The following is a 26,350-nucleotide window of genomic DNA, read 5'->3' as shown; positions in this document are numbered from 1 at the left end:
GTCAGTCGCCTCCGCCCTGCTGCCATTTCCTGCGCTGCAGGCCGAAATAGCTGAACAGGATGGCGGCCAGCAGGAAGGGGATCATCGCCACGGCGATCGCCGCCCCCTCGCCCAGTTGTCCGCCGGAAATGCCGCGCTGGAAGGACAGCGTCGCCATCAGGTGCGTGGCGTTCACCGGGCCGCCGCGGGTCAGGACGTAGATGAGCTGGAAGTCGGTGAAGGTGAACAGCACCGAGAACGTCATGGTGATGGCGATGATCGGCGTCAGCAACGGCAGCGTGACATAGCGGAACAGTTGCCAGCGGCTGGCGCCGTCGAGCGTGCCCGCCTCGTAGAGGGATTGCGGAATGGTCTGCAGGCCGGCAAGCAGGGTGATCGCCACGAAGGGAATGCCGCGCCACACATTGGCGGCGATGACGGACGCCCGCGCATTGGTCGGATCGCCGAGGAAATTGATGCGGTGGTCGATCAGCCCCATCTGCTGCAGCGCCCATGACAGGACCGAGAACTGCGAATCGTAGATCCACCAGAAGGCGATGGCCGACAGCACCGTCGGCACCACCCAGGGCAGCAGCACCACCGCCCGGAAGAACGATTTGAACGGCAGGTTCTCGTTGAGCAGCAGCGCCAGCCACAAGCCGAGCATGAATTTCAGGATCGAGGCGCTGACCGTATAGAGCACGGTGTTGAAGACCGAGAGCCAGAAAACGCTGTCGTCCCACAGATATTCATAGTTCTCGAGGCCGATGAAGATGCCCGGCCGGCCGATTCTCGCATCCGTGAAGCCGAGCCAGACGCCGAGCCCCAGCGGATAGGTCAGGAAGACCAGCAGCAGGATCGCCGACGGCAGCATGAAGCCGAAGCCCAGCGCGTTGCGGCTTTCGGCCAGGCGCGAAAGCAGGCTGGGGCGCGATGGGGCTGCGGCAGTCGTTACGGCCATTTGATCTTCCCTGAATTCCTGACCAGAGATATCCGGCAGGACGGCGAGGTGCGGCGCCGAACGTGCAAGGCCGGCGCTGCCCCTGATCCCCGTTCACGGCAGGACAATCGCATATGACGGCGCACCCTCACCCCTAACCCCTCCCCACAAGGGGGAGGGGGATACCGACGCCTCGTTTTTCGCAAGAAATCACCGACACTGGCGCATTATGGCGCCGCCACGGAAGTCCCCCTCCCCCTTGTGGGGAGGGGTCAGGGGTGGGGGTGCGCGACAGTCGAAATTCCATATGCGATAGCCTTGCCATGACTATGGAGAAGGAAGAAGAGCTAGACCCGATAATAGCGGTTGGCCCGCTTTTCCGCCTCTTCCATCGCTTCCTGCGGCGTCGCCTGTCCCGTCACCGCTTTGGCGTACATGTCGACCAGCACATAGTCGGCCATCGTCGCCGCGGAGGCATAGCCGAGCGGGCCGGCATAGCCGTTGTTGCGCAGCGTCGCCGACGCCTTGGCATAAGGCGCGTAGTTCGGATCTTTCGTCCAGATCGGATTGCTGTCGTAGGCCTTGAGCGTCTGGCAGCAGTAGCCCGACGAGCCCTTGATCCACTCCGACATCTGCGGCTCCTCGAACATGAACTGCAGGTAGGCCTTCGCGGCATTCGGGTACGGCGTGTAGTTGAAGATCACCGCCGACGACACCTGGTAGAGTTCCACGGATTCGCCCACCGGTCCGATCGGCAGGCTGGCGGTGCGGATGTCCTTGGCCATCTCGGCCAGCTTCGGATCGTTGTCCTTGTTGATCCTTGCCGTTTCATAAGCCGAGATGCCGTTGGCGATGACGGAAAGCTCGCCCGCCAGGAAGGCGCGGTTGTTGTTGACGTCCAGCCAGCTTTCGGTGCCGGGAATGAAGGTCTTGTAGAGTTCCTGGGCGTATTCGATCGACTTGAGCGTCTCGGGGCTGTTGATCACCACCTTGCCGCTCTCGTCGACCATCTTGCCGCCGTGGCTCCACAGCAGCCAGTGAGCGTAGTTGTTGCCGTCGCCGACGCCGTGACCATGTGTGAAGCCGGCCGGGTGGCCGTTCTTCTGCAGGGCCTTGCACAGTTCGAGGAAGCCCGCGGTGTCCTTCGGGAATTCGGAGAAGCCGGCTTCCTTGACCCAGCTTTCGCGGTAGACGATGGCGTTGCCGATGGTCGCCAGCGGCAGGCCGATGAACTTGCCGTCCTTGGTCGCGTAGCTCTTGGGCCCCTCGTGCCAGCCGCCGTACTTGCCGCCGAGATATTCGCCCAGGTCGGTCACGTCGAGCAGCTTGTCCGGATACTGGAACGGATCGTCGAACCAGACGAACATCATGTCGGGGCCGGAGCCGACATTGGCGGCGACCGCCGCCTTCGGACGGATATCCTCCCAGCTCTCCTTGTCGACGCGCACCTCCACGCCCGTCGCATCGGTGAATTTCTTGGTCATCGCCAGCCAGGCGTCCTCGTCACCCTGCACGAAGGGCGACCAGCGCAACAGCCTGAGCTTCGCGCCCTCCTCGGGCGTGTATTTGGGGGCGTCCTGCGCATAGGCCGGCGAACCGATCAGGCGGCTGCCGATGGCGCCGGCGGCCACGCCGGCTGTCGTGCGTATGACGTCGCGTCTGGTGAATTTCATGTCGATCTCCTCCTGCTGGTTTCTTCTACGGACTGTTGAACTCCGGATTTCATGCGCCTTTGCGGGGCTCGACCCGCCTGCCGGTCTCGCCGTGAAAGAGATGGATGAGGCGAGGATCGGCGGACAGCCGTATTGTCTCGCCGGGATTGAAGGAATGACGCTCGCGGAAATTGGCGACCACGTCCTCTCCGCCCGGCGTGCGGCCGATCAACTGTACCTCCGACCCCGTCGGCTCGACCACCGTGATGGTGACCGGAAAGCCGTCCTCGGACAAGCGCAGGTGCTCGGGGCGGATGCCCAGAACCGCCCGGTCTCCGCGGTCGATGCCGGCGGCGCCGGACAGTTGCAGCGAAACGCCGTTGCCCTGGAAGACCGGCGCGCCGTCGGCGGCGATTTCGCCGCGCAGGAAATTCATCGCCGGCGAGCCGATGAAGCTGGCGACGAAGAGATTGTCGGGCCGATCGTAAAGCTCGAGCGGGGCGCCGATCTGCTCGACCACGCCGTCATGCATGACGACGATCTTGTCCGCCATCGTCATGGCCTCGATCTGGTCGTGGGTGACGTAGACCGTCGTCGTCTTCAGGCGCTGGTGCAACTCCTTGATCTCGGCGCGCATCTGCACCCTGAGCTTGGCGTCGAGGTTGGACAGCGGCTCGTCGAACAGGAACACCTGCGGATTGCGCACGATCGCGCGGCCCATGGCGACGCGCTGGCGCTGGCCGCCCGAAAGCTGGCGCGGATAGCGTTCGAGCAGCGGCGTCAGGCCCAGGATCTCCGCTGCGCGGGCAACCGCCGCCGTGCTCTCGGCCTTGGCGACGTTCTTCAGCATCAGCGAGAACGCCATGTTCTCGGCGACGGTCATATGCGGATAGAGCGCGTAGTTCTGGAACACCATCGCCACGTCGCGCTCCTTGGGCGCGATGGTGTTGACCACGCGCCCGCCGATCGCGATCGTGCCGCCGGAGATCTTCTCCAGACCGGCGATCATGCGCAGAAGCGTGGATTTTCCGCAGCCGGAGGGGCCGACCAGCGTAACGAACTCACCGTCGTCGATATCGACGCTGACGCCGTGAAGGATCTCGACCGAGCCGAAAGACTTGCGCGCGTCGGCGATCGTGACTGACGCCATCGTTTCCCTCCCGAACGGTTTTCCGCGACACCCTTCGAAGGGACCCCGCTTATACCGGACGCGACTGCAGTGCTCCTCACCAATCGCATCCGTTCAGTGAATGGTAGCGCTACCAATGGGCGCTGTAAAGACGCCGTTCCGGGGAACTCGGAGAGGCCGGAAAAAACGTGTAAAAAGTCCGAAGCCGAAGGGAAGAAGGCTGCGCACGGGCAGGCTCACTTACTGATGCGACGCCGACCCTTGCCTCGGTCATTTGTCGCCGTCATTCCGGGGCCGCGCAGCGGAACCCGGAATCCAGAGTGGAGCGGTGACAGGTCGAGCCAATACCAGCAAGGCCGGCGGACTGGATTCCGGGTTCCGCTGCGCGGCCCCGGAATGACGGGCTACGTTGGTTGGAACGGCGCCGACCTGCCACCGGATGCGCCCGCTCCTAGTTCACCCGGCTGATGCAGAAATCGATCACGTCGATCAGCGCGGCCTTCTGCGGCGTCGCCTCCAGCGGCGCCAGCGCGTCGCGGGCGATCTCGCCGAAATGCCTGGCCCGGCCGATCGTGTCGGCGATGGCGCCGTGGCGCGTCATCAGGCCGATCGCCTTTTCGAGCCCCTCGTCGTCGGTCTGGTTCTCCTCGATCGCCTTCGTCCAGAAGGCGCGCTCGGCGGCGGTACCGCGGCGATAGGCGAGGATGACGGGCAGCGTCACCTTGCCCTCGCGGAAGTCGTCGCCGACATTCTTGCCCAGATCCTGCGCGGAGCCGCCATAGTCCAGCGCGTCGTCGATGAGCTGGAAGGCGAGGCCGAGATTCATGCCGTAGGAACGCAGCGCCGCGCGGTCCGTCTTCGAGGCGTTTGCGATCACCGGACCGACCTCGGCCGCGGCCGAGAAAAGTGCTGCGGTCTTGGCCTTGATGACGGCGAAATGCTCATCCTCGGTGGTTTCGAGGTTCTTGGCGGCGGCAAGCTGCATCACTTCGCCCTCGGCGATGATGGAGGCAGCGGATGAGAGGATGTCGAGCGCGTCGAGCGAGCCGACGTCGACCATCATGCGGAAGGCCTGGCCGAGCAGGAAATCGCCCACCAGCACGCTCGCCTGGTTGCCCCAGATCATGCGCGCCGTCTTCTTGCCGCGCCGAAGATCGCTCTCGTCCACCACGTCGTCGTGCAGGAGCGTCGCCGTGTGCATGAATTCGACGCTCATGGCGAGCTTCACATGACCGTCGCCCTGGTAGCCAAACATCTGCGCGGCGGCCAGCGTCACCATCGGCCGCAGGCGCTTGCCGCCCGAGGAGATCAGGTGATTGGCCACTTCGGGGATCATCTCGACGTCCGATCCCGCCCGCGACAGGATCAATTCGTTGACCCGCGCCATGTCGGCCGCCGTCAGATCGACGAGTTGCTTGATGGAAGCGGGCTCCCGCTTTCCGTCCCCGAGATTGACAACGACACCCACAACGACACTCCGTCCGATCCGCGCCCGCGCTGCGCCCAATGAGTCTAGGCGGCGGCACCGCATGCGACAAGTGGCGAATTGGCGCGGAACCGCAAGGCCGATAGCAAGATCGTGATTTACAGCGGGACCGCAAACTGAAAGTTTCATGGCTATGATCGAACTCGTGCGCACCAACGACCCCGTCATCATCTCCTTCGTCGAATCGCTGATGCGCGACGCCGGCATCGGCTGCCTGGTGGCGGACCAGAACATGAGCGTGATGGACGGTTCGCTCGGCATCCTGCCGCGCCGCATCCTGGTCGAGAGCGACCGCGCCGACGAGGCGCGGCGCATTCTCACCGACGCCGGCATCGGCCAGGAAATGCGTCCGAAATGACAGCGTCGAGCCCGGCTCCCGTCCTGCCGGCGCATACGCTCGACGCCTTCCATCGCGGCCGCTTCCACCTGCTGCAACCGGCGGCGCGCGGCCACCGGGCCGGCATGGACGCCATGATGCTGGCGGCCGCCGTGCCGTCCGCCTTCGCGGGGCGTCTTGCCGATTTCGGTGCCGGCGCCGGTGCTGCCGGGCTCGCCGTGCTGTCGCGCTGCGCCGGTGCGCGCGCGCTTCTGGTCGAACGGTCGGACGAGATGGCCGCGTTCGCCGAGGCGACGCTGGTGCATGAGGCAAACGTGCATCTGGCCGGCCGCGCCGCCGTGCTGCGCGCCGACGTGACGCTGACCGGCAAGGCCCGCGCCGCCGCCGGCCTTGCCGACAATGCGTTCGATTTCGTCGTCATGAACCCGCCCTTCAACGCCGACGCCGACCGCGCCACGCCGGACGCGCTGAAACGCGAGGCGCATGTGATGGAGGACGGGCTGTTCGAGCGCTGGATGCGCAGTGCGGCGGCTGTCGTGCGGCCGCGCGGCGGCATCGCCGTCATCGCCCGGCCGGAACAGGCCGGCGCGCTGCTCGACGCGCTCGGCGGGCGTTTCGGCAATCTGGAACTCAAGGCCGTGCATCCGCGCGCCGACCGGGCGGCGATCCGCATCGTGCTGAGAGGCGTGCGCGGCGGCCGCGGCAAGCTCGCCATCCAGCCGCCCTTGATGCTGCACGATACCGGCAGCGACCGTTTCCGCGCGCAGGCCGACGCGATCAACAACGGTATCGCGTCGCTGTTCGGCGACTGAGGCGCCGAGAGAGACCGCGGGCAACCGGATTCCTCAGACCGTGCGACGCAGGTCGGTCTTTTCGTCCGCGTCATTCCGAGGCTGCGCAGCAGAATCCGGAATCCAGTCCGCCAGCGTCGCTCGTCCAGATTCGAATTGGCACGTCCCGCTCTGGATTCCGGGTTCCGCTGCGCGGCCCCGGAACGACGACCTGAATTGAGAATGATCACAATCTCCAACGTCCGCATGACCGGCTCCAATGTCCGCATGGCCTGGCCAGGCTCACCCCCACCCCTGCCCTCCCCACAAGGGGGAGGGAGACGCCGACACCACCGTTTCGCCCAAGATCGCCAGCGTTGATGCATTGCGGCAATGACACAGAAGTCCCCCTCCCCCTTGTGCGGAGGGGTTAGGGGTGGGGGTGCGCGGGGCGGCAACTGAGGAAATTCCATATGCGATTGCCCTGCTGACCCGAGCCTTGCATTCTTGCCCTCGCGCGGCGAATGCCTACATGCTCTTGGCCCCGTTTCCCGGAGAACCCGCTCGTGCGCCGCTTCCTCAATCGCCTGCTGCCGAAATCCTGGCGCTCCGACGCCGTGACCATTCCCGTCATCCGGCTGCAGGGCGCCATCATGTCGGGCGGCGGGCAGTTTCGGCCCTCTCTGTCGCTCGCCACCACGGCGGGCGTGATCGAGAAGGCGTTCGCCTTCAAGGCGCCCGCCGTCGCCATCGCCATCAACTCGCCAGGCGGCTCGCCGGTGCAGTCGCGGCTGATCTACAAGCGCATCCGCGACCTGGCGCAGGAGAAGAACAAGCGCGTTTTGGTGTTCGTGGAGGACGTGGCGGCCTCCGGCGGCTACATGATCGCTGTGGCGGGCGACGAGATTATCGCAGACCCCTCCTCCATCGTCGGCTCGATCGGCGTCGTTTCCGCCTCGTTCGGCTTTCCCGAGTTGATGAAGAAGATCGGCGTCGAGCGGCGCGTGCATACGGCCGGCCAGAACAAGTCGATCCTCGATCCGTTCAAGCCGGAGAAGAAGGAGGATGTCGAGCGGCTGAAGACGCTCCAGCTCGACATCCACCAGACCTTCATCGACCTCGTGAAGGAACGCCGCGGCGCCAAGCTGAAAGACAATCCCGACCTGTTCACCGGTCTGTTCTGGACGGCCGGAAAGGGGCTGGATCTCGGATTGATCGACGGGCTCGGCGACATGCGCTCCACCCTCAAGCAGCGGTTCGGAGCGAAGACGCAGCTCAAGCTGATCACCGCGCAGCGCGGCCTGCTCTCGCGCTTCGGCCTGTTCGGCCAGAAGGCCCCGGCGAGCGCGATCGCCGGGGCCGCCGCATCCGGCCTAATGGATGCGGCGGAAGAACGTGCGCTATGGAGCCGCTTCGGCCTTTGAAAAGCCACGCGAAACGGCTACCATGTCGATATTGACCATCGAACGATCGCCCGGATATCCGGGCCGGTCTCACGGGAGACCCTGAATGCCACAGATGATCTTTCTTGCCCTGGTCGGCGCCGCGGCCTATTTCGGCTATCGCTCCTTCGTGCGCGAGGCCGACCGGGTGACCGCCAAGGTGCGCCGCACCGAGCGCCAGCACGCGACGGGCGCCAACGGCACGCTGGTGAAAGACCCGAAGACCGGCGAATACCGTCTGGCCAAGGATTGAGCGCCGACCTTCTCCAGCCGAGCGCGCCCCAGCCGGCCGCGGACGCCGCCTCGATCACGGAACTGGCTCCGGCCAAGATCAACCTGGCGCTGCACGTCACCGGGCAGAGGCCCGACGGCTATCACACGCTGGAGAGTCTGGTGATCTTCACGCGGTTCGGCGACCGGGTAGAGGTCCGACCTGCCGTGGAAGACCGCTTTTCGGTGACGGGGCCGTTCGCCGCCGACGTGCCGCCCGACGACGGCAATCTGGTGGTGAGAGCACGGGATTTGCTTCGGCGGTATGTTGAAAGCCGGTGCTCTACAGCGCCCCCCTCTGTCCTGCCGGACATCTCCCCCACACGGGGGGAGATTGGCAGTTCAACCGTTCGTGCTCCTTTCGCTACGATGGACAGTGGTAAAAGCAACGCGGACCAGGTGATCTCCCCCCTTGTGGGGGAGATGTCCGGCAGGACAGAGGGGGGCGTGAAGAAACGCGCCATCTCCGCCTTTCCCGTTTCCATTCATCTCCAGAAGAACCTGCCGGTCGCGTCCGGCGTCGGCGGTGGGTCGAGCGACGCCGCGGCCGTGCTGCGCGCGCTTGGCCGGTTGTGGGCCATCGATATCGGCGCCGACAGGCTGGCGGCCATCGCGCTCGGCCTCGGGGCCGACGTGCCGATGTGCCTGACGGCGAAGCCGTTGGTCGCGGGCGGCATCGGGGAGGAACTGATTATCGTGCCGCATGTGCCCGCGCACGGGCTGGTCCTGGTCAATCCGGGCCGGGCCATCGCGACGCCGCAGGTTTTTGCGGCACTCGCCCGTCGCGACAACGAGGGGCTGCCGCCTCTCCCCAAGGCTCATGATTTCCACGGCCTGCGCAACTGGCTGGAGCTGACGCGCAACGATCTGGAGTCAGCCGCCTGCGCCATCGAGCCGGCGATCGGGCGGGCGCTGGCGGCACTGAACCGCGCCGGCGCGGGGTTCGCGCGCATGTCCGGCTCGGGCGCGACCTGCTTCGGCCTGTTCGAGACCGGCAACGTCGCCAAGCGGGCGGCGCTTGAGCTGCGCGCGCGCCATCCCGACTGGTTCGTGGCGGCGACCAGAAGCATCGCCTCGGAGACGGAAGCTCATGGCAACGACTGAGGCGAAGCGCGCCTTCATTCCCATCCGCATCGCCGTGCTCACTGTCTCGGACACCCGCACGCTCGCCGACGACAAGTCCGGCCAGACGCTGGCCGACCGTATCGCGGACGCCGGCCATATCCTCGCCGACCGCGCCATCGTCACCGACGACCGCGAGAGAATCCGCGAAAAAGTGCTGGCATGGTCGAAGGACGAGAGCGTCGACGTCGTCATCACCACCGGCGGCACCGGCTTCACCGGCCGCGACGTGACGCCGGAAGCGCTGGAGCCGATCTTCGAGAAGCGCATGGACGGCTTCTCCGAGGTCTTCCACCGCATATCCTTCGACAAGATCGGCACCTCGACGATCCAGTCGCGGGCGACGGGCGGCGTCGTCAACGCCACCTTCGTCTTCGTGCTGCCGGGCTCGCCCGGCGCCTGCCGCGACGCCTGGGACGGCATCCTCAAGGCGCAGCTCGACTATCGCCACATGCCCTGCAATTTCGTGGAGATCATGCCGCGGCTGGACGAGCACCTGAAGCGCGGCGCGTCCGGTCCTTCCTGAGGGGTATCGGAGACGGCGGGCAGTCCCACGTTACAGACGCCGGAAACCCGTGGGGCCGCCGTACAGATAGCCGATGCGCTCCACCGCCTCGGCCAGCCCTTCGCGCGCCACCGTCATGGTGTGGCCGCTGGCGTGGATCATGTCCCTGTCGCCGGTCATGATGGCGACATGGCCCTTCCAGAAGACGAGGTCGCCGCGCCTGAGCCCGGCAAGGCCGGGTCCCGGCTCGAACGGCTCGCCGATCGAGGCCGCCTGCATGTCGGTATCGCGCAGCACGTCGGAGCCGGCCATGTGCAGCGCGAGCTGGACGAGGCCGGAGCAGTCGATGCCGAAACCGGAGGCCCCGCCCCACAGATAGGGCGTTTCGAGGAATTTTTCGGCGACGGCGACGTAATCGGCCGCATGCTCGCCGAGGGGGCGAAGGTGGCCGGCGATCACCGCCTCGCCCGAGGACAGCACGGCGTAGCGCGTGCCGCGCGTCTCGGCCGCGCCGGCCACGCAAACGCGCGAGCCCATGGAAAGACGGCCGCTGACGGGAAAGCGCAGGTCCGGACCGGGATAGAGGAACGTGCGCGGCATGCGGACGACATGCGTCGGCGGCGCGTCGCGTCCGGCCAGGCGATCCTGTGCGACATAGCCGACATAGCCGTCGCGCTCGCCCTGAACCCACGACCAGCCCTTCTCGGTCTCGAAGACCAGCACGTCGTCGCCGTAGAGGAATTGCGTGTTGACGCCGGCATCGCTGGACGCCGCCTTGCGCACGTCGGCCACGGCGACGCCGATGCGCGCCGGGCGGCCGGCGACGAAGCGGCCAGCCTCCACGGTGCCCTGCAGGCGGGCATCGGCGAGATCGGGTCGATAGGCATGGAGGCGGGGATCGCGGGCGGTCACGGCGTTTCCTGTTCGGGCGATGATGTGGTCAGATCGGCAGACCCAGAGCCTTGGCGATGATAGCATCGCCGAGGCGTTCGACATAGAGCGCACCCTCGACCGTTCGGCGGACCAGGACGTTGCGCCTGTCGAGTTCGTCGCGATGGCGCGACACCAGCTTGAGCGACCCCATCGTGTCGAGCGCGCGGGTGATGACGGGCTTGGTGACGCCGAGCCGCGCCGCCAGAGCGCGGATCGTGTGCGGCGGCGGGTCGAGGTAGATGGTGAGCAGGATCGCCATCTGGCGCGTGGTCAGGTCGAGCGCGTCGTCGCGCACCTCGGCCAGCAGAACCTGCTGCCAAAGTCGCAAGGCCTGGCTGGGACGCATGGTGATCGCCATGCCGCCACCATGACGAAAAGACGTTTCGCTTCCGTTACATTTTCGGCCGAGACGCGCGCCGCTGCCGGCGCGGTGTCGGAAGCTCAGTTGGTGCTGGCAGCTTTCTTGTCGCCCTTCTTGAGCTGGTTCCAGGCGTTCTGCTGCGACAGCATGGAGCGGAGATAGGCGACGTTGGCCTGCGCCTGGTCCGGCGGCAGTTCCTGCGCGGCGATCTTCTCGGCCTCGTCGAAGCGGCCCTGCAGGCCGACGGCCAGCGCCAGGTTCTGGCGGACGCGGCTGTCGGCGCCGGGCTGCGCGGCGGCCGAGCGCAGATAGGTCTCGGCGGTGCGCAAATCGCCTTCCAGCAGGTAGGACATGCCGAGATTGGACAGGACCGACGGCTCGTTCGGCTTCAGCTCCAGAGCCTTGCGGTAGAGCTGGCGCGCATCGTCCTTCTGGTTCATCTGGTCGAGAATGGCGCCTTCGGCCGAGACGAGCCGCCAGTCCGGATATTCGGGCGTCTGGGCGCGGCGCACGGCGTCCAGCGCCGGCGCGAGCTGGCCGTTGGCGGCCAGAGACTTGCCGTAGGCGGCGAGCACGTCGCGATCCTTCGGATAGGCGATGGCGAGCTTGCGCATCACCGCCAGCGACTGGTCGGCATCGCCGTCCATCTGCAGGACGGTGGCATATTTGATGGCGATGCGCTTGTCGCTGGGATTGCGCGCGTAGGTCTGGCCGATCGCGACGGCCGCCGCATGGATCTGGCCGCTGGACATCGTCTCGACCGGCTGGCTGCTCGTGCGGCCGATCGATCCAGTCGACATCTTGTCGGTGCCGCAGCCGCTGACGCCGAGCGCAAGCGCCATCAGGATCGCCGTGGCCGATAGTCCCCTGCTCAACCGGACCCGCCTTGCCCGCATGGACGTCACTCCGTTCCCGTTCCGGCCGCAAACGGCCTTGTCCCGGTTCGAGAAATATTCTGTTAACCCTAACGCATCGTTAAAATGCCCGAGTCGCGCACCGAGGAACGTCCATGCCCGTCGAGCTCATAGCCAGAAAGTCCAGGCACTCGCTGCCCATCCATGTCGTTTCCGGCACTGAGGACATGCCGGACGATGCGCGCGCGTGGGCGCGGGCCAACGGCTTTGCCGCGGAGAGCGGCAAGGCGTTGATTCTTCCCGGCGAAAAAGGCGCGCTGGCCGGCGCCCTGTTCGGCCTCGATCCCGCACAGGGCAATCTGGGGCTCGGAGCGCTGGCGAAGGCCCTGCCCGAAGGCGAGTGGCATTTCGCCGAGCCGCCCGCCGATCCGGATCTTGCCGCGCTGTCGGTGGTTCTGGGCGGCTACGGCTTCACCCGCTACGGCCGCAAGCCCGGCAAGGCGCTGCGCCTCGCCCTGCCCGCCGGTGCCGACGGCGACCGGGTGAAGCGGCTGGCGGACGGCGTCTTCCTCGCCCGCGACCTGATCAACACGCCGGCCAGCGACATGGGGCCGGACGACCTGGAAAAGGCCGTCCGCACGCTGGCGCGCGCGCACGAGGCCACCGTGTCCGTCGTCACGGGGGACGCGCTTCTCAAGAAGAATTTCCCGATGATCCATGCCGTCGGGCGCGCGGCCGCGCAGGCGCCGCGCCTCATCGACCTCTCCTGGGGGCCGAAGGCCGCGCCGAAGGTGACCCTCGTCGGCAAGGGCGTGTGCTTCGACACGGGCGGGCTCGACATCAAGCCGGCCAGCGGCATGCTGCTGATGAAGAAGGACATGGGCGGCGCGGCCAATGTGCTGGGCCTCGCCTCGATGATCATGGCGGCGGGCCTGAAGGTCCGGCTCAGGGTGCTGATCCCGGCGGTCGAGAACGCCATTTCCGCCAATGCCTTCCGCCCCGGCGACGTGCTGGCCAGCCGTAAGGGCATCACCGTCGAGATCGGCAACACCGACGCCGAGGGCCGTCTGGTGCTGGCCGACGCGCTGGCGCTGGCCGACGAGGAGGCTCCGCACCTGCTGATCGACATGGCGACGCTGACGGGCGCGGCCCGCGTCGCGCTCGGCCCCGACCTGCCGCCCTTCTACACCGACGACGAGGCGCTGGCGGCGGAGGTCGCGACGGCCTCGCATTCGCAGGAGGACCCGCTGTGGCGCATGCCGCTGTGGCAGCCCTACGCCGCCAGGCTCGCCTCCAAGATCGCCGACATCAACAACGTGACCACGGACGGCTTTGCCGGATCGGTCACCGCGGCCTTGTTCCTCAAGCGCTTCGTCGAGAAGGCCGATGCGTGGGCGCATTTCGACATCTACGGATGGAGCCCGTCCGACCGGCCGCATGGTCCTGCAGGCGGCGAGGCCCAGGGCATCCGCGCCCTCGAAAGGATGCTGTCCAACCGTTACCGGTAACGGTCTGATCGAGCCGCACCGGCCTACTGCGAGTTGTTCTCGGTCGTGTTGTGCTGGTCGCCGAAGATGCCGCGCTGGCTGATCTGGATGCCGGCCGGCCCCAGGATGATGGCGAACAGGACCGGCAGGAAGAACAGGATCATCGGCACGGTCAGCTTCGGCGGCAGCGCCGCCGCCTTCTTCTCGGCCGCGTTCATGCGCATGTCGCGGCTTTCGGCGGCCAGCACGCGCAGCGCGTGCGCCACCGGCGTGCCGTAGCGCTCCGCCTGGATCAGCGCCTGCGAGACCGATTTCACCGAGTCCAGGCCGGTGCGGTTGGCGAGGTTCTCATAGGCCTGGCGGCGCTCCTGAAGGTAAGACAGCTCGGCGTTGGTGAGCACGAACTCCTCCGCGAGATCGACCGACTGCACGCCGATCTCGTCGGCGACGCGGCGCAGCGCGGCTTCGACGGACATGCCCGATTCCACGCAGATCAGCAGCAGGTCGAGCGCGTCGGGCCACGCCATCTGGATCGACTGCTTGCGTTTCGTCGCCCGGTTGGAGACGTAGAGAACCGGCAGGTAGAATCCGGCATAGGCGCAGGCGATGCAGACGAACATGCGCACCAGGAACGGCTTTTCGGCGAGACCGCCGAGCACCATGATATAGACCAGCGCCAGCGCAAAGCCGACGAAGGGCAGCACGAGCCGGAAGAACAGGAACTTGGTCAGCGGGTTCTGGCCGCGGAAACCGGCCATCCTGAGCTTCTGCATCGTGCCTTCGTCGGCAAGGGCGCGCCTGAGGTCGAGCCGGTCGACGATGCTGCGCATGCCGAGCGATTCCTGCTCGCGCAGGCCCTTGCGGCGGCGATCCGCCTCGGCCGCGAGGCGCGCGCGCTGCTTGGCGCGCAATTCGTCGCGCTCCAGCGCCACCGATTTCATGCGGGCCTTGAGCGGATTGCCGCCGAAGGCGGGCAGCAGCGTGATCATGGTCGCGAAAACGGCGACGGCCACGAGCAGCGCGATCAGGAAGGACGGATCGACCAGGGTCTTGATGGCTTGCGAGGACATGCCTGCTCTTTCCGTTAGACTTCGAAATTCATCATCTTGCGCATGACGAAGATGCCGATCGACATCCACACCCCGGCCACGCCCAGGATCAGGTGGCCGATATTGGTGGTGAACAGCGGCATGATGTAGGTCGGGCTGGTCAGATAGACGAGAAGGGCGACGATGAAGGGCAGCGCGCCGATGATGGCGGCGGACGCCTTGGCCTCCATCGACAGCGCCTGCACCTTCGCCTTCATCTTCTTGCGGTCGCGCAGCACGCGCGCCAGATTGCCGAGCGCTTCCGACAGATTGCCGCCCGCCTGGCTCTGGATCTGGATGACGATGCCGAAGAATCCCGCTTCCGGGCACGGCATCGTCTCGGGCATGCGCAGCGCGGCGTCGGGAATGGACATGCCCATCTGTTGGGAGTCGACGATGCGACGGAACTCGGTCTTGACCGGCTCGCGCGCCTCGTTGGCGATCAGGCGGATGCCGTCGTTGAGGGGCAGGCCCGATTTGACGGCGCGCACGATGACCTCGAGCGCATTGGGGAACTCTTCGAGGAACGCCTTGACGCGGCGGGCGCGGCGGAAGGACACGAACCAGCGCGGCAGGCCCAGGGCGCCGGCAAGCAGCACGCCGGGCAGGACGATGAGCGGCGCGCCGACGATGTAGGCAAGCAGCGTCAGCACCAGCCCGCAGACGATCGAGTAGATGTAGAACCGCTCGATGGTCACGCTCATGCCGGCCTGGCGGATCTGCACCTTGAGGGGCGGCTTCTTGACGTTGGCGTCCCTGGCCTTCTGCTTCTCATCCAGGTCCTTGAGCGAATCCTGCACGGATTTGCGCCGCTTGGCGGCTTCGGCCAGCCGGTCGCGCGAGGCCTTGACGACGGCGCGGTCGGTCTCGGCCGCCTTGATCGTCTCGAGGCGCTTGCCGACCTGCTTCTCGCTGCTGATGCGGCCGAACAGCAGCGCATAGGCGACCGCGCCGGCGCTGAAGCCGGCGAGGACGACGAATGCCAGGACCGTGGTGTCAATTCCGAACATCGGCGAAAGCCCCTGCGCCTTGCGGAAACTCAGTCAGCGCGTTTCTCCATCGCTTCCAGCGCATTGGCGAGCCGCTGTTCCTCGCCGTAATAGCGGGCACGATCCCAGAAATGCGGCCGGCCGATGCCGGTCGAGACGTGCTCGCCGATGAGGCGGCCGTTCTGGTCTTCGCCCTTGATGTTGTAGACGACCAGGTCCTGGGTGATGACCACGTCGCCTTCCATGCCGACCACTTCGGTGATGTGGGTGATGCGGCGCGAGCCGTCGCGCAGGCGCGCCGCCTGGACGATGACATCGATGGAGCCGACGATGATCTCGCGCACCGTTCTCTGCGGCAGCGAGAAACCGCCCATGGCGATCATCGATTCCATGCGGTTCAGGCATTCGCGCGGGCTGTTGGAGTGGATCGTGCCCATCGAGCCGTCGTGGCCGGTGTTCATGGCCTGCAACAGGTCGAACACCTCGGGTCCGCGCACCTCGCCGACGATAATGCGCTCGGGACGCATACGCAGGCAGTTCTTGACCAGGTCGCGCATGGTCACCTCGCCCTCGCCCTCCAGGTTCGGCGGGCGGGTTTCCAGGCGCACGACATGGGGCTGCTGCAATTGCAGTTCCGCCGAATCCTCGCAGGTGATGACGCGCTCGTCGCGGTCGATATAGTTGGTCAGGCAGTTGAGCAAGGTCGTCTTGCCCGAGCCGGTACCGCCGGAAATGACGACGTTGCAGCGCACCCGGCCGATGATCTTGAGGACCTCGGCGCCCTGCGGCGAGATCGAGCCGAACTTGACCAACTGGTCGAGGGTGAGCTTGTCCTTCTTGAACTTGCGGATGGTGAGCGCGGTGCCGTCGATGGCGAGCGGCGGCGCGATGACGTTGACGCGCGAGCCGTCGGGCAGGCGCGCGTCGCAGATCGGCGAGCTCTCGTCGACGCGCCGGCCGACCTGGCTGACGATGCGCTGGCAGATGTTGAGAAGCTGCTGGTTGTCGCGGAAGCGGATGCCGGTCTGCTCGACCTTGCCGTTCACTTCGATGTAGACGTTGCGCGAGCCGTTGACCATGATGTCGGCGATGTCGTCGCGCGCCAGCAGCGGCTCCAGCGGTCCGTAGCCGAGAACGTCGTTGCAGATGTCCTCGAGCAGTTCCTCCTGCTCGGAGATCGACATCGCGAAATTCTTGATCGCGATGATGTCGTTGACGATGTCGCGGATTTCCTCGCGCGCGCTCTCGGGATCGAGCTTGGCGAGTTGCGACAGGTCGATCGTGTCGATGAGCGCGGAAAAGACCTGGCTCTTGGTGTCGTAGTAGCTTTCGGACTTCTCGCGTTGCGTCTTCCTCGGCTCGGCGGCGAGCGGCGGCGCCTCGACGGCACGCCGCGGCGCGACGGGAACCGCCGTCGGCGCCGGCGCCCTCGGGACGGTCAGCGCCTCGGCGGACGCAGCCGGCGCGGCCACCGGCGCCGGTTCGGGCGCCGCGGGCTGCCGGAACTCCGGGATCGCCCGGCTGCCGTCGTCATTGCCTCTTTTGCCAAACATGATCGATTACCGGTTTCTCGACGGGATCACTTCTTGTTGCGCTTGAGCTTGTCGATGAGGCTGCCGAGGCCGGGCTTCTTCCTGGCCTTGAGCTCGCTTCGGCCGGTGAGCACATGCGCGATCTCGCCGATCGTGCCGACGATCGGGCTCTTGGCGTCCATCTCGCCGAGCATGCGGCCGTTATTGGCGGCTTTGCCGAACAGGAGCGGCTCGAACGGAATGACCGCCATCGGCGTGATGCCCAGCGGCTCGGCGAAATCCTCGACGGAGATTTCGGGCCGCTTCGGCACGCCGGCCTGGTTGATGATCAGCTTCGGCGCGGGATCGTTGGGGCGCAGCTTGGCGAGCATGTCCACCAGGTTCTTGGCGTTGCGCAGGTTGGCCAGTTCGGGCGTGACGGTGATGACCACGTCGTCCGCCTTCATGAGGACGGTCTTGGACCATCCGCTCCAGATATGCGGCACGTCCAGGACCAGCATGGGCGCGCTGCGCTGCGCGGTGTCGATGATCTGCGTGAAGGCTTCCGAATCGAAGTCGTAGACCCGGTCGAGCGTCGAGGGCGCGGCGAGCAGCGACAGGTGCTCGGCGCACTGGGCCAGAAGACGGTCGAGATAGACCTCGTCGATCCGCTCCGGCGCGAACACCGCCTCGGCGATGCCCTGCGCCGGGTCCTGGTCGAAATTGATGTTGGCGGTGCCGAAGGCGAGGTCGAGATCGGCCACGACCACTTCCGACTTGAACAGCGAAGACATCGTCCAGGCGACGTTGTGCGCGATGGTCGAGGAGCCGACGCCGCCCTTGGCGCCGACGAAGGCGATCGACCGGCCGATCGGCTCGGCTTCCGGATCGACGAAAATGGTCGAGATGACGCTGACGATGTCGACCATCGAGATCGGCGCGATGACGTATTCCGAAATGCCGGAACGGATGAGCTCGCGGTAGAGCCCGACATCGTTGTAGTGGCCGATGACGACCACCTTGGTGGTCGGATCGCAATGTTCGGCAAGCCGGCCGAGCTGGGCCAGCAGTTCCTTCGGCTCGGCGCGGGATTCCAGCACGATCAGGTTCGGGGTCGGCGCCGACTGGTAGAATTCGATCGCCGTGGGTATCCCGCCCATATGCACCTTCAGATGCGCCTTCGCCATGCGCCGGTCCTCGCCGGCGCGTTCGATCGGGCCGGCGACGCCTTCCGTCTCGCAGAAGGCCTGGACGGAAATGCGCGGGATCGGCCGCAGCGCCTGCATGGCCGCCACGGTCTGCGCGGTGGTCTCTTCGGCTTCGGCGGCGGCGTCGTAGGCAACGTTGCTCATGGCTGCTCTCTCTTGGAGAAATGCGGCTTAGTAATCGACCTCGGAATTGCCGAGGAACTCGTCGGAAATCGCCCGGTTGCGGTAGACGTCGATCACCTTGTCGCGGTTCTCGGCATCGATCTCGGTCTGCTTGCGCGGTCCGAGCAGGTCGGCGGGATTGGCGACCTGGGCGGCGAGGTTGTTCTGGTAGGAGCAGCCGAAATCGGCGTAATGCTTGTTCTCGCTCGTCTCCAGCATGTCCGCCGGCCAGCGCCCGCATTTGTCGGTCTGGGCGCGCATCGAAACGAAGGCGACGCGCACCGGCGCGGAGAGCTCCGCCGAGGAGGCTTCATAGGAGATCATGGCGATGCGGTTGGCGCGAACGCCGCTGGCGACGGCCAGCCGCTTGAAGTCATGCGCCACCGCGCGCGCGGCCGACTGGTTGGCGGACCCCGACGGCGCCGCGATGGTCAGCACGGGTGCTGCGCTGCGGTCATAGCCGTCGAGGAAGCCGGCGAGCGTCTCGCGCTGCGACTTGGTCATGCCCCGGTCGCTGGCGCCCACCGGCAGGTCGATATGCTCGTCCTTCTCCGAAATGACGATCGGATGATTGGTCCGGTAGTCGTCCGGCACGGAGCCGACGGTGATGGAGTCGCGATTGGCGCATCCCGACAGAAGCGCGACCGCGCCGACCGCCAGGAGGGGAAGAACCAATCCGGATATCCGCAGCCGATCGGCGCTCAGCTGAGCGGCGAAGGCGCTTGCCTTGAAAGTTGAAACAGACATGTCCATTCCCCGCATTACTTGTAGATGAAGCCGACGACGCCGTGATAGCGCCCGGCAGGCAGGTCGGTCTGCATGGTGCCGTAGACGCGGTTGACGCGGCCAAGGAACATGCCCGCGCCGTCGCTTGCCGGCGTGAAGTTGTCGTCCGGCTTGGCCAGGTCGTTGCGCGCGACCGGGCGCGACAGGTATGGCGTCACGATGACGACGAGTTCCGTCTCGTTGCGGACGAAGTCGCGGCTGCGGAAGAGCGTTCCGAGCACCGGGATCTTGGAGACGCCGGGGAGGCCCGTCAGGACCTGGCGCACGTCGTCGCGAACCAGGCCGGCAATCATCATCGATCCGCCGGAGGGCAGCTCGATCGTCGTGTCGGCAAGGCGCTTGCGCAGTGAAATGACGCTGCCGCCGCCGGCCACCACGGCTCCCTCGTTGGTCGGTTCCGAGACGCTGGTCCTCACCTTCAGGCTGATGCGGCCTGGCGACAGGACGACGGGCTGGAATTCCAGACCGATGCCGTACTCGATCTTCTCATGGCTGTAGGTCGGGTCGCCGTCGCGGTTGTCGTCCGACTTGTTCTCGGTATAGCCCGAGATCATGTTGAACTCGCCGCCGACCTTGAACGTGGCCTTTTCGCCGGACACCGCTGTCAGCGTGGGTTCGGCCAGCGTCTTCATGGCACCGGCCTGCTCCATGGCGTTGAGGTAGCCGGAGAGGTTGCTCGATCCCAGCGAGAAGGTCGGGCTGGTGGACCCCGTCATCGGCATGCCGAGACCGAACTGCTGCGCGCTGACGGCGCCCCAGGTGATGCCGTTCGAGCCGCCGTTGCCGATCATGTTGACGCCGAGCTGCTTCATCACGTTGCGGCTGACCTCGGCGACCGTCACCTTCAAGGTGACCTGATCGTCGCCGATGATCTGCAGCAGGTTGATGATGGCGCTCTTCTGGCGGGTCGAGTCCGGGTTGTTGATGTCGACGCCGCTGTCGGCCGAACCGCCGGCGGCGGTCTGCGAATACTGGCCCGTCGTCGCCTCGCCGCCGGTGACGAAGGCGTTGGCGAGATCGACGGCGCGCTTGGCGTCCAGCGGGGTATCGACCGTGCCCGTCAGGACGACGTTGTCGTTGACGAGCTCGACATGGATGTCCGACCCCGGAATGAAGCGCTTGAGGTTGCGCTCAAGGCCGGCGACGTCGCGCTCGATATCGAGGTCGAGGCTGACGATCTGCTCGCCGTTGGGGCCGAACACGAAGATGTTGGTCTGGCCGACCGCCTTGCCGAACAGGTAGATGCGCCGCGACGTGCGCGTGACGGCGTCGGCGACCGCCGGATTGGCGACCAGGATGTCGTAGGCGTCGGCGGGCAGGTCGATGACCACCGACTTGTTGAGCCCCAGCTTGATGCGCTGCGACGCCACGGAGGTGCCTACTGCGGCCTTGCCGGCGGCCAGCGCATCGGAAACCGTCAGGGGGGCGCCTGCAAGAAGCAAGCCGACGGCGGCCAGCGCGACCCGCGTTTTAGCGTTCAACCTCATTTCCTTGCCCCTACTTCGGAAATTTCGCCGGATTTGATGAGACGTACCGTGCCCCGGCGGCCGTTGCCCGAAACCAGGTAGTCGGCCTCGTCGGTCACCTTCTCCTGCGCGTCGGTGATGGGGCGAAGCGCCAGCGTCAGGCGGTCGGCCATCTGCTGCGCGACCGTGATGATCTCGGCCTGCTGCGGGGTCAGCTCGAGCGTGGCGGTCTGGCCGACGCGCGTCTTCTTGCCTTCCTCATCTTCCTGGATCGTCTGGTCGATCGCCAGCACCTTGATGTTCTTCAGGATCGTCTCGGTGATGAAGCCGGAGGACGCGCCGCCGTTCTGGGCGTCGGCCCGCCGGGTCATGATGACGTCGACATAGTCGTTGGGCAGGATGAAGCCGCCCGCCGAGGTGTCTGCCGCGATCGACGTCGCCACGGCGCGCGTGCCGGACGGCAGGATCGACGACATGAAGCTCTGGCCCTCGCCGATCAGCTTGGAGCGGCGAACCGGTTCACCGCTGTACATCGCCACCCGCGCGACCGAATTCTTCAACTGGTCGACGGCTTCGGGATCGTTGGCGCGCGTTATGAAGTTGGCGTTGACGTTGTCGGCCGGCCAGCGCTCCCATCCGATATTGCTGCCCAGCGTGGTGCCCATCGGCACGTCGCCGGAAAGGACGAGAACGTCCTGCAGCGGGATCGACGGCTGCTTCTTGCCGCTCTCCACCACCGGCGGCGGGGGAACCACCATCTTCTTCGCCACGTAGCCGGCGCCGCCGGCCGCGGCGACCGCCACGCTCAATATTATCAGCCGAGATGCTGGCATCTGTCCGAACCTCGCCCCTGGCAAACCACCTAGCCAGGCCAGACATTGCAGCGCCAATCGTCAAATTAGGGTTAATGCAATGCTTACGATCGTGATTAATTTAACGTTTATACGAATTCTACTGATTGCCGCCGCAACAAAAAAGGCGGCCTTTGCCGCCCTTTTCTTGAAGAATACGTCGGACCTCAGCTCGCGAGCTGGTGCAAGGCCCACAGCATGAGCGGCGAATCGGGATAGGAAATCAGACCGCCCAGGCCAAGCGCGATGCCGTAGGGCACTCCGCCCTTCTCGTTGGCGAAATGATGCAGGACCGGGCTGTGACGCGTGAAGACCGCGATGGTGGACTTTCTATAGGCCAGGATACCGATGGTCAGCAGGCCGCCGAGCATCGCCGACGTGACCAGATACTGAAGCAGGCAGAAATTCAGCCCCATCCAGACGGAGGTCGCGGCCAGCAATTTCGCGTCGCCTCCGCCCATCCCGCCGAGGGCGAACAGGCCGAAGGTCACGACCAGGACGGCGGCGCCTGCCGCGAAATGCAGGCCGAAATCGGACCAGGCCATTCCCGTCAGCGGCGCGACCACCGCGAAGGCGGCCAGGAGCAGCAGCGGCACGCGGTTGGCGATCGTCATGGACAGGGCGTCCGAGATGGCCGCGAACAGCATGCAGAAAGGAAAGACGACGAAAATCAGCGCTTCGAGCATGGTACCCGCCGGACGATTGCGATCACGGTTCTCCTTCCTCCTAGCGCAATTCCGTTAAGGATCGATGAGCCGCGCGCTTGAAATTGCGCCGGTTCTGCCTGCCCTGACCCTTCGCTTAACGCTTGGTTCACCAATCTCGTTCATTGTCCGTTGAGCAGTTTTGTCGCGGGGTCGCAGATGAGCTTCTCGAGATCGTACCTGATCGCAGGCGCGGCGATTGCCGCGCTGTCGGTCGCGCCGGCGCATGCGCAAGCCGGCATCGAAGTGGTCATGAACCAGGCCAAGATCGTCAAGCTGGCGCGCGCCGCCGACACGGTCGTCGTCGGCAATCCCGCGATCGCCGACGCCGCGGTCCAGGACGCGTCGACGCTGGTGCTGACCGGCAAGGGATTCGGGGTCACCAATCTCGTGGTCCTCGACCAGGACGGCGCCCCCATCATCGATGAGCAGGTCACCGTCACGCGCGGAAGCAATTCCACAGTGCGCATCTACCGCCGCTCGCAGGTGCAGACGATGTCGTGCTCGCCCTATTGCGAAAGCTCCTACAAGTCGGACGCCGAAAAGGCCTCCGAGGCCGAGATGAGCGCGGGACAATAACGGGCCGACGCGACCCGCGCGCCCGCCGGCCGGGCTGGTTAACCTGTCGTAAGCGGACTTCCTGCAAGTTTACCGACCATCCAAACCGGACTTCAATCGGTTTCGTCTACAGTCCCGTCATTGTCGAACGGGACAGGCAACGGACATGGCTGACGAAAATCGATCGTCGAGGGCAACGCGTAGGATCGCCGGCTTTCTGCGCGATCGCAGCGGCAGCACGGCGATCGAATTCACCGCGCTGGCGATTCCCTTCGCCCTGCTGGTCTTCGCCATATTGGAAAGCTGCATCTCCTTCGCCAGCCAGGAGGTCATGGCCAACGCGACCGACGACGTGGCGCGCGAGCTTCGCACCGGCCAGCTCAAGGCCGCACAGGTCAATGGCGACCAATTGAAGGACCTGATCTGCGACAAGCTGAGCATCATGGCAGGGCAAAGCTGCACCCAGCGCCTGTCGATCGACCTGCGCCATTTCGACACGTTCACGGACGCGGCCTCCCTGCGCTTCACGATAGCCGACGGCGATGTCGTGCTGACGAAGAACGGCGCCAGGGACCCCAAGCAGTTCGTCGTCGATCCCGGCGTGTCGACGACCAAGAACATGCTGAGGGTCTTCTACAAATGGCCGGTGATGACCGATTTCATGGCCAAGTCGCTGGCCAATCTCAACGACAACGCGACGCTGCACTATGCGTCCGTCACCTGGCAGAACGAACCGTTCGACGACTAGAGCGCATTCAAGACTGGGACGCATTCAGAAAGCTTGCGGGAAGCGGGGAAAGGACAGGACGATGTCGTTTCGTGCGGGGGCACAGGAACTGTTTGCAAGGGTTCGCACGGGGGTCCGCGCCGGCGTCGCCGGCTTCGGGCGCGATCGCCGCGGCATCGCAGCGATCGAATTCGCCCTTATCGCGCCGATCCTGCTCGCGTTGTACTTCCTCACCATGGAGGCCTCGCAGGCGATCGAAACCAACAAGAAGCTGAACCGCGTCTCCTCGATGGTCGCCGACCTCGTCACGCAGCAGCAGGGCGCGGTCACCAAGGACGATCTCGACGCGATCATGAAGATCGCCGATTCGACGCTGCTGCCCTACCAGCGATCGAAGCCGACGATCATCATCACCGGAATCAAGATTTCCGACGAGGCCTCGCCGAAAGCCACCGTCGACTGGTCGAGAAAGGTCGTCAACGGCGCTTCGAGCGCCGCGGAGGCGAAGGACAGCAAGATCACCGTGCCGGCCTCGCTGCTGGTCAAGAACACCTTCCTGGTGCGTGTGGAAGGCCAGCTTGCTTACAAACCCGTCATCACCTGGTCCGCGAACGACAAATCCTTCCTCGGCCTGACCGGCGCATTCGACAGCATCTCGATGGGCGAGACCTATTACCTGCGCCCGCGCATGACCGCGGCCATCACCTGTTCCGACTGTTACAAGTGACGTCGCCCTCCCGGGCGCCGCGGCACGACCGGACGGCAAATTCATCCCGAGGCAGGCCGAGCCGGCTTCGCCTCCTGCCCCTCCGTCATTTGCCAAGCGCAGTCGGCGAGCCTATGTCTTGCACGTTTCATGGACATGATCCTGCATGGCGCGCGCTTTCGTCTTCGTTCTCGACTCCTTCGGCATCGGCGGCGCAGCAGACGCCGCACGCTACGGCGATGACGGCGCGGATACGTTCGGGCATATCGCGCAGGCCTGCGCCGCCGGCCGCGGCGACCGCGAAGGCTTGCGCAAGGGACCGCTGCGTCTTCCCGCCATGACGGCGCTGGGTCTGGTGGACGCCGCCAGGCTGGGCAGCGGATTTTCCTTCGACGGCGAGACCGGCCAACGGCTGGAGTCGAGCTTCCACGGCGCCGCGCAGGAAGTGTCCAGCGGCAAGGACACGCCGTCCGGCCATTGGGAGATCGCCGGCCTGCCGGCCCGCTTCGACTGGGGGTATTTCCCCGACACCGTTCCCGCCTTTCCGGCCGAACTGACGGAAGCGATGATCCGGGAGGGCGGGGTGCCGGGCATCCTCGCCAATCGCCACGCGCCGGGAACGACGGTCATCGAGGATTTCGGCGAGGAGCATATCCGCACCGGCATGCCGATCTGCTACACTTCCGTCGACTCCGTTCTGCAGATCGCCGCGCATGAGGAGCATTTCGGGCTCCAGCGCCTCTACGATTTCTGCAAGGTGGTGCGGCGCCTGTGCGACCCGCTGCATATCGGCCGCGTGATCGCCCGGCCTTTCGTGGGCGAGACCCGCGAGACCTTTATTCGCACGCCTCACCGCAAGGATTTTTCCGTGCCGCCGCCCGAGCCGACCCTGCTCGACCGGGTGGTCGCACAGGGCGGCAAGGTCATCGCCATCGGCAAGATCGGCGACATCTTCGCCCATCGCGGCATCTCGGAGGTGCGCAAGGGCGCCGGCAACATGGCCATGTTCGATCACGCCCTGACGGGCATCGCCGATGCCGCTGACGGCGACTTCGTGTTCGCCAATTTCGTCGACTTCGACACCGAATTCGGCCACCGCCGCGACGTGCCGGGCTACGCGGCGGCGCTGGAGGCGTTCGACCGGCGCCTGCCCGAGGCGCTGCAAATGCTGAAGCCCGGCGACCTCTTCGTGCTGACAGCCGATCACGGCAACGACCCGACCTGGCGCGGCACCGACCACACGCGCGAGCGCATCCCCGTCATAGGCATCGCGCCCGGAATGAAGGGCGGCGACGTCGGGCTGCGGCCCACCTTCTCCGATATCGGCGAAACGGTCGCCGAGCATCTGGGAATTCCCGCCGGCAAGCACGGCACCTCTTTCCTGAACACGCTGCGCGGCAATGCCTGAACTGCCGGAGGTCGAAACCGTCCGGCGCGGATTGCAGCCGGTGCTGGAGGGCGCGCGCATCGTGCGGGTGGAGGCGCGCCGGCCCGACCTGCGGTTTCCCCTGCCCGACCGTTTCGCCGCAAGGCTGGAGGGCAAGCGCGTGGAGGCGCTCGGGCGGCGCGCGAAGTACCTGCTCGTCCATCTGCAAGGCGGTCCGGTGCTGATCTGCCATCTCGGCATGTCGGGATCGTTCCGCATCGAGCAGGACCAGGACAGCCGGCAGCCGGGCACGTTCCATCACGAGCGCTCCAGGAACGCCGCGCATGACCATGTCGTGTTCCATGTCGAGCCGAGACAAGGCCCGCCGGCCCGCATCGTCTTCAACGATCCGCGCCGTTTCGGCTTCATGCTGTTTTCAGAAGGACCGCCGGACGAGCATCCGATGCTGCGCGATCTCGGCATCGAACCGACCGGCAACAGTCTCGACGGTGCCCACCTCGCCGCCATGCTGAAGGACCGCAAGGCCCCGCTGAAGGCGGCGCTGCTCGATCAGACGACCATCGCAGGGCTCGGCAACATCTATGTGTGCGAGGCGCTGTGGCGGGCGCATCTGTCGCCGCTCAGGGCCGCCGGCACGCTCGGCAAGGCGAGCGGCAAGTCGCGCGAGATGGCGGACGCGCTGGCAACGTCGATCCGCGCCGTCATTGCCGATGCGATCGCGGCGGGCGGCTCGTCGCTGCGCGACTATGCCCATGCGGACGGCTCGCTCGGCTACTTCCAGCACTCCTTCGCCGTCTACGACCGCGAGGGCGCGCCCTGCCCTACCCCCGGCTGCGGCGGCCATGTCGAGCGGATCGTCCAGTCCGGGCGCTCCACATTCTATTGTCGCACCTGCCAGAAGTGATGTAGGCCGAGAAAAACCGAAGACGGAGGACCGGGC

General features: G+C 66.0%; 27 protein-coding genes. 12 read left to right on the top strand and 15 right to left on the bottom strand.

Features of this window, described 5'->3' with window-relative positions; all coding sequences use genetic code 11:
- Position 1: 1 nt before the first annotated feature.
- From ABMA46_RS05435 to ABMA46_RS05420, 4 genes are all read right to left on the bottom strand, one after another.
- The gene (locus tag ABMA46_RS05435) at positions 2-940 is read right to left on the bottom strand and encodes a carbohydrate ABC transporter permease (protein WP_348998288.1); all 939 of its coding nucleotides are present in this window, start codon (positions 938-940) and stop codon (positions 2-4) included.
- A gap of 326 nt (positions 941-1,266) precedes the next feature.
- A complete protein-coding gene (locus tag ABMA46_RS05430) occupies positions 1,267-2,592 on the bottom strand; it encodes an ABC transporter substrate-binding protein (RefSeq protein ID WP_348998287.1) in 1,326 nt (441 codons plus the stop codon).
- 49 nt (positions 2,593-2,641) lie between these two features.
- Positions 2,642-3,721, bottom strand: a complete 1,080-nt coding sequence (locus ABMA46_RS05425; RefSeq protein ID WP_348998286.1) for an ABC transporter ATP-binding protein — start codon at positions 3,719-3,721, stop codon at positions 2,642-2,644.
- Positions 3,722-4,151: 430 nt separating this feature from the next.
- Positions 4,152-5,168: a polyprenyl synthetase family protein gene (locus ABMA46_RS05420; RefSeq protein ID WP_348998285.1), complete on the bottom strand. Its 1,017-nt coding sequence runs from the start codon at positions 5,166-5,168 to the stop codon at positions 4,152-4,154.
- 151 nt (positions 5,169-5,319) lie between these two features.
- Between ABMA46_RS05420 and ABMA46_RS05415 the strand changes: the two genes are divergently transcribed.
- From ABMA46_RS05415 to moaB, 6 genes are all read left to right on the top strand, one after another.
- Positions 5,320-5,544: a putative signal transducing protein gene (locus tag ABMA46_RS05415; protein ID WP_348998543.1), complete on the top strand. Its 225-nt coding sequence runs from the start codon at positions 5,320-5,322 to the stop codon at positions 5,542-5,544.
- Complete coding sequence (locus tag ABMA46_RS05410) at positions 5,541-6,335, top strand: tRNA1(Val) (adenine(37)-N6)-methyltransferase (RefSeq protein ID WP_348998284.1); 795 nt, start codon at positions 5,541-5,543, stop codon at positions 6,333-6,335. Before ABMA46_RS05415 ends, ABMA46_RS05410 begins: the two co-directional genes overlap by 4 nt.
- A gap of 524 nt (positions 6,336-6,859) precedes the next feature.
- Positions 6,860-7,717, top strand: coding sequence for a S49 family peptidase (locus ABMA46_RS05405; RefSeq protein ID WP_348998283.1), 858 nt, complete (start codon positions 6,860-6,862; stop codon positions 7,715-7,717).
- A gap of 85 nt (positions 7,718-7,802) precedes the next feature.
- Positions 7,803-7,988 carry a hypothetical protein gene (locus tag ABMA46_RS05400; RefSeq protein ID WP_348998282.1) on the top strand — a complete coding sequence of 62 codons (186 nt, stop codon included), beginning with the start codon at positions 7,803-7,805 and terminating at the stop codon, positions 7,986-7,988.
- Positions 7,985-9,109, top strand: a complete 1,125-nt coding sequence (locus tag ABMA46_RS05395; protein WP_425475691.1) for a 4-(cytidine 5'-diphospho)-2-C-methyl-D-erythritol kinase — start codon at positions 7,985-7,987, stop codon at positions 9,107-9,109. The genes ABMA46_RS05400 and ABMA46_RS05395 overlap by 4 nt, the downstream gene beginning before the upstream one ends.
- Complete coding sequence (gene moaB, locus ABMA46_RS05390) at positions 9,096-9,653, top strand: molybdenum cofactor biosynthesis protein B (protein ID WP_348998281.1); 558 nt, start codon at positions 9,096-9,098, stop codon at positions 9,651-9,653. The genes ABMA46_RS05395 and moaB overlap by 14 nt, the downstream gene beginning before the upstream one ends.
- 30 nt (positions 9,654-9,683) lie before the next feature.
- On the opposite strand, the gene ABMA46_RS05385 is transcribed toward moaB, so the two are convergent.
- From ABMA46_RS05385 to ABMA46_RS05375, 3 genes are all read right to left on the bottom strand, one after another.
- Positions 9,684-10,544, bottom strand: a complete 861-nt coding sequence (locus ABMA46_RS05385; protein WP_348998280.1) for a C40 family peptidase — start codon at positions 10,542-10,544, stop codon at positions 9,684-9,686.
- 28 nt (positions 10,545-10,572) lie between these two features.
- Positions 10,573-10,923, bottom strand: coding sequence for a MarR family winged helix-turn-helix transcriptional regulator (locus tag ABMA46_RS05380; RefSeq protein ID WP_348998279.1), 351 nt, complete (start codon positions 10,921-10,923; stop codon positions 10,573-10,575).
- An 83-nt stretch (positions 10,924-11,006) separates the two neighbouring features.
- On the bottom strand, positions 11,007-11,822 hold the full coding sequence (locus ABMA46_RS05375; RefSeq protein WP_348998278.1) for a tetratricopeptide repeat protein: 816 nt from the start codon (positions 11,820-11,822) through the stop codon (positions 11,007-11,009).
- A 113-nt stretch (positions 11,823-11,935) separates the two neighbouring features.
- Between ABMA46_RS05375 and ABMA46_RS05370 the strand changes: the two genes are divergently transcribed.
- On the top strand, positions 11,936-13,288 hold the full coding sequence (locus tag ABMA46_RS05370) for a leucyl aminopeptidase family protein (RefSeq protein WP_348998277.1): 1,353 nt from the start codon (positions 11,936-11,938) through the stop codon (positions 13,286-13,288).
- A 23-nt stretch (positions 13,289-13,311) separates the two neighbouring features.
- Here the strand turns inward: ABMA46_RS05370 and ABMA46_RS05365 are convergent, their stop codons facing one another.
- The 8 genes from ABMA46_RS05365 to ABMA46_RS05330 form a co-directional block, all read right to left on the bottom strand.
- Complete coding sequence (locus ABMA46_RS05365; RefSeq protein ID WP_348998276.1) at positions 13,312-14,337, bottom strand: type II secretion system F family protein; 1,026 nt, start codon at positions 14,335-14,337, stop codon at positions 13,312-13,314.
- A 14-nt stretch (positions 14,338-14,351) separates the two neighbouring features.
- The gene (locus ABMA46_RS05360; protein ID WP_348998275.1) at positions 14,352-15,365 is read right to left on the bottom strand and encodes a type II secretion system F family protein; all 1,014 of its coding nucleotides are present in this window, start codon (positions 15,363-15,365) and stop codon (positions 14,352-14,354) included.
- A gap of 29 nt (positions 15,366-15,394) precedes the next feature.
- Positions 15,395-16,897 (bottom strand): TadA family conjugal transfer-associated ATPase, encoded by a 1,503-nt coding sequence (locus ABMA46_RS05355; protein WP_348998274.1) that lies wholly within the window; start codon positions 16,895-16,897, stop codon positions 15,395-15,397.
- A gap of 26 nt (positions 16,898-16,923) precedes the next feature.
- Positions 16,924-18,207 (bottom strand): CpaE/TadZ family protein, encoded by a 1,284-nt coding sequence (locus ABMA46_RS05350; protein WP_348998273.1) that lies wholly within the window; start codon positions 18,205-18,207, stop codon positions 16,924-16,926.
- Positions 18,208-18,234: 27 nt separating this feature from the next.
- Entirely contained in the window at positions 18,235-18,972 is a 738-nt protein-coding gene (locus ABMA46_RS05345; protein ID WP_425475690.1) for a CpaD family pilus assembly protein, read from the bottom strand.
- 14 nt (positions 18,973-18,986) lie between these two features.
- Positions 18,987-20,498 (bottom strand): type II and III secretion system protein family protein, encoded by a 1,512-nt coding sequence (locus ABMA46_RS05340; protein ID WP_348998271.1) that lies wholly within the window; start codon positions 20,496-20,498, stop codon positions 18,987-18,989.
- Positions 20,495-21,310, bottom strand: a complete 816-nt coding sequence (gene cpaB / locus ABMA46_RS05335; RefSeq protein ID WP_348998270.1) for a Flp pilus assembly protein CpaB — start codon at positions 21,308-21,310, stop codon at positions 20,495-20,497. The genes ABMA46_RS05340 and cpaB overlap by 4 nt, the downstream gene beginning before the upstream one ends.
- Before the next feature lie 185 nt (positions 21,311-21,495).
- The gene (locus ABMA46_RS05330; RefSeq protein WP_348998269.1) at positions 21,496-22,014 is read right to left on the bottom strand and encodes an A24 family peptidase; all 519 of its coding nucleotides are present in this window, start codon (positions 22,012-22,014) and stop codon (positions 21,496-21,498) included.
- A gap of 177 nt (positions 22,015-22,191) precedes the next feature.
- Between ABMA46_RS05330 and ABMA46_RS05325 the strand changes: the two genes are divergently transcribed.
- The 5 genes from ABMA46_RS05325 (at position 22,192) to mutM (ending at position 26,314) form a co-directional block, all read left to right on the top strand.
- On the top strand, positions 22,192-22,611 hold the full coding sequence (locus tag ABMA46_RS05325) for a pilus assembly protein N-terminal domain-containing protein (protein ID WP_348998268.1): 420 nt from the start codon (positions 22,192-22,194) through the stop codon (positions 22,609-22,611).
- 145 nt (positions 22,612-22,756) lie between these two features.
- The gene (locus ABMA46_RS05320; protein ID WP_348998267.1) at positions 22,757-23,338 is read left to right on the top strand and encodes a TadE/TadG family type IV pilus assembly protein; all 582 of its coding nucleotides are present in this window, start codon (positions 22,757-22,759) and stop codon (positions 23,336-23,338) included.
- A gap of 61 nt (positions 23,339-23,399) precedes the next feature.
- Positions 23,400-24,044: a TadE/TadG family type IV pilus assembly protein gene (locus ABMA46_RS05315; RefSeq protein ID WP_348998266.1), complete on the top strand. Its 645-nt coding sequence runs from the start codon at positions 23,400-23,402 to the stop codon at positions 24,042-24,044.
- 145 nt (positions 24,045-24,189) lie between these two features.
- Positions 24,190-25,431: a phosphopentomutase gene (locus ABMA46_RS05310; protein WP_348998265.1), complete on the top strand. Its 1,242-nt coding sequence runs from the start codon at positions 24,190-24,192 to the stop codon at positions 25,429-25,431.
- The gene (mutM, locus tag ABMA46_RS05305; protein WP_348998264.1) at positions 25,424-26,314 is read left to right on the top strand and encodes a bifunctional DNA-formamidopyrimidine glycosylase/DNA-(apurinic or apyrimidinic site) lyase; all 891 of its coding nucleotides are present in this window, start codon (positions 25,424-25,426) and stop codon (positions 26,312-26,314) included. The genes ABMA46_RS05310 and mutM overlap by 8 nt, the downstream gene beginning before the upstream one ends.
- The last annotated feature ends 36 nt before the right edge of the window (positions 26,315-26,350 follow it).

Source organism: Mesorhizobium hunchu, from assembly GCF_040081975.1.
In the GTDB taxonomy this organism is placed as follows: domain Bacteria; phylum Pseudomonadota; class Alphaproteobacteria; order Rhizobiales; family Rhizobiaceae; genus Mesorhizobium; species Mesorhizobium hunchu.
This window is presented reverse-complemented; position numbering and strand designations above follow the sequence as displayed.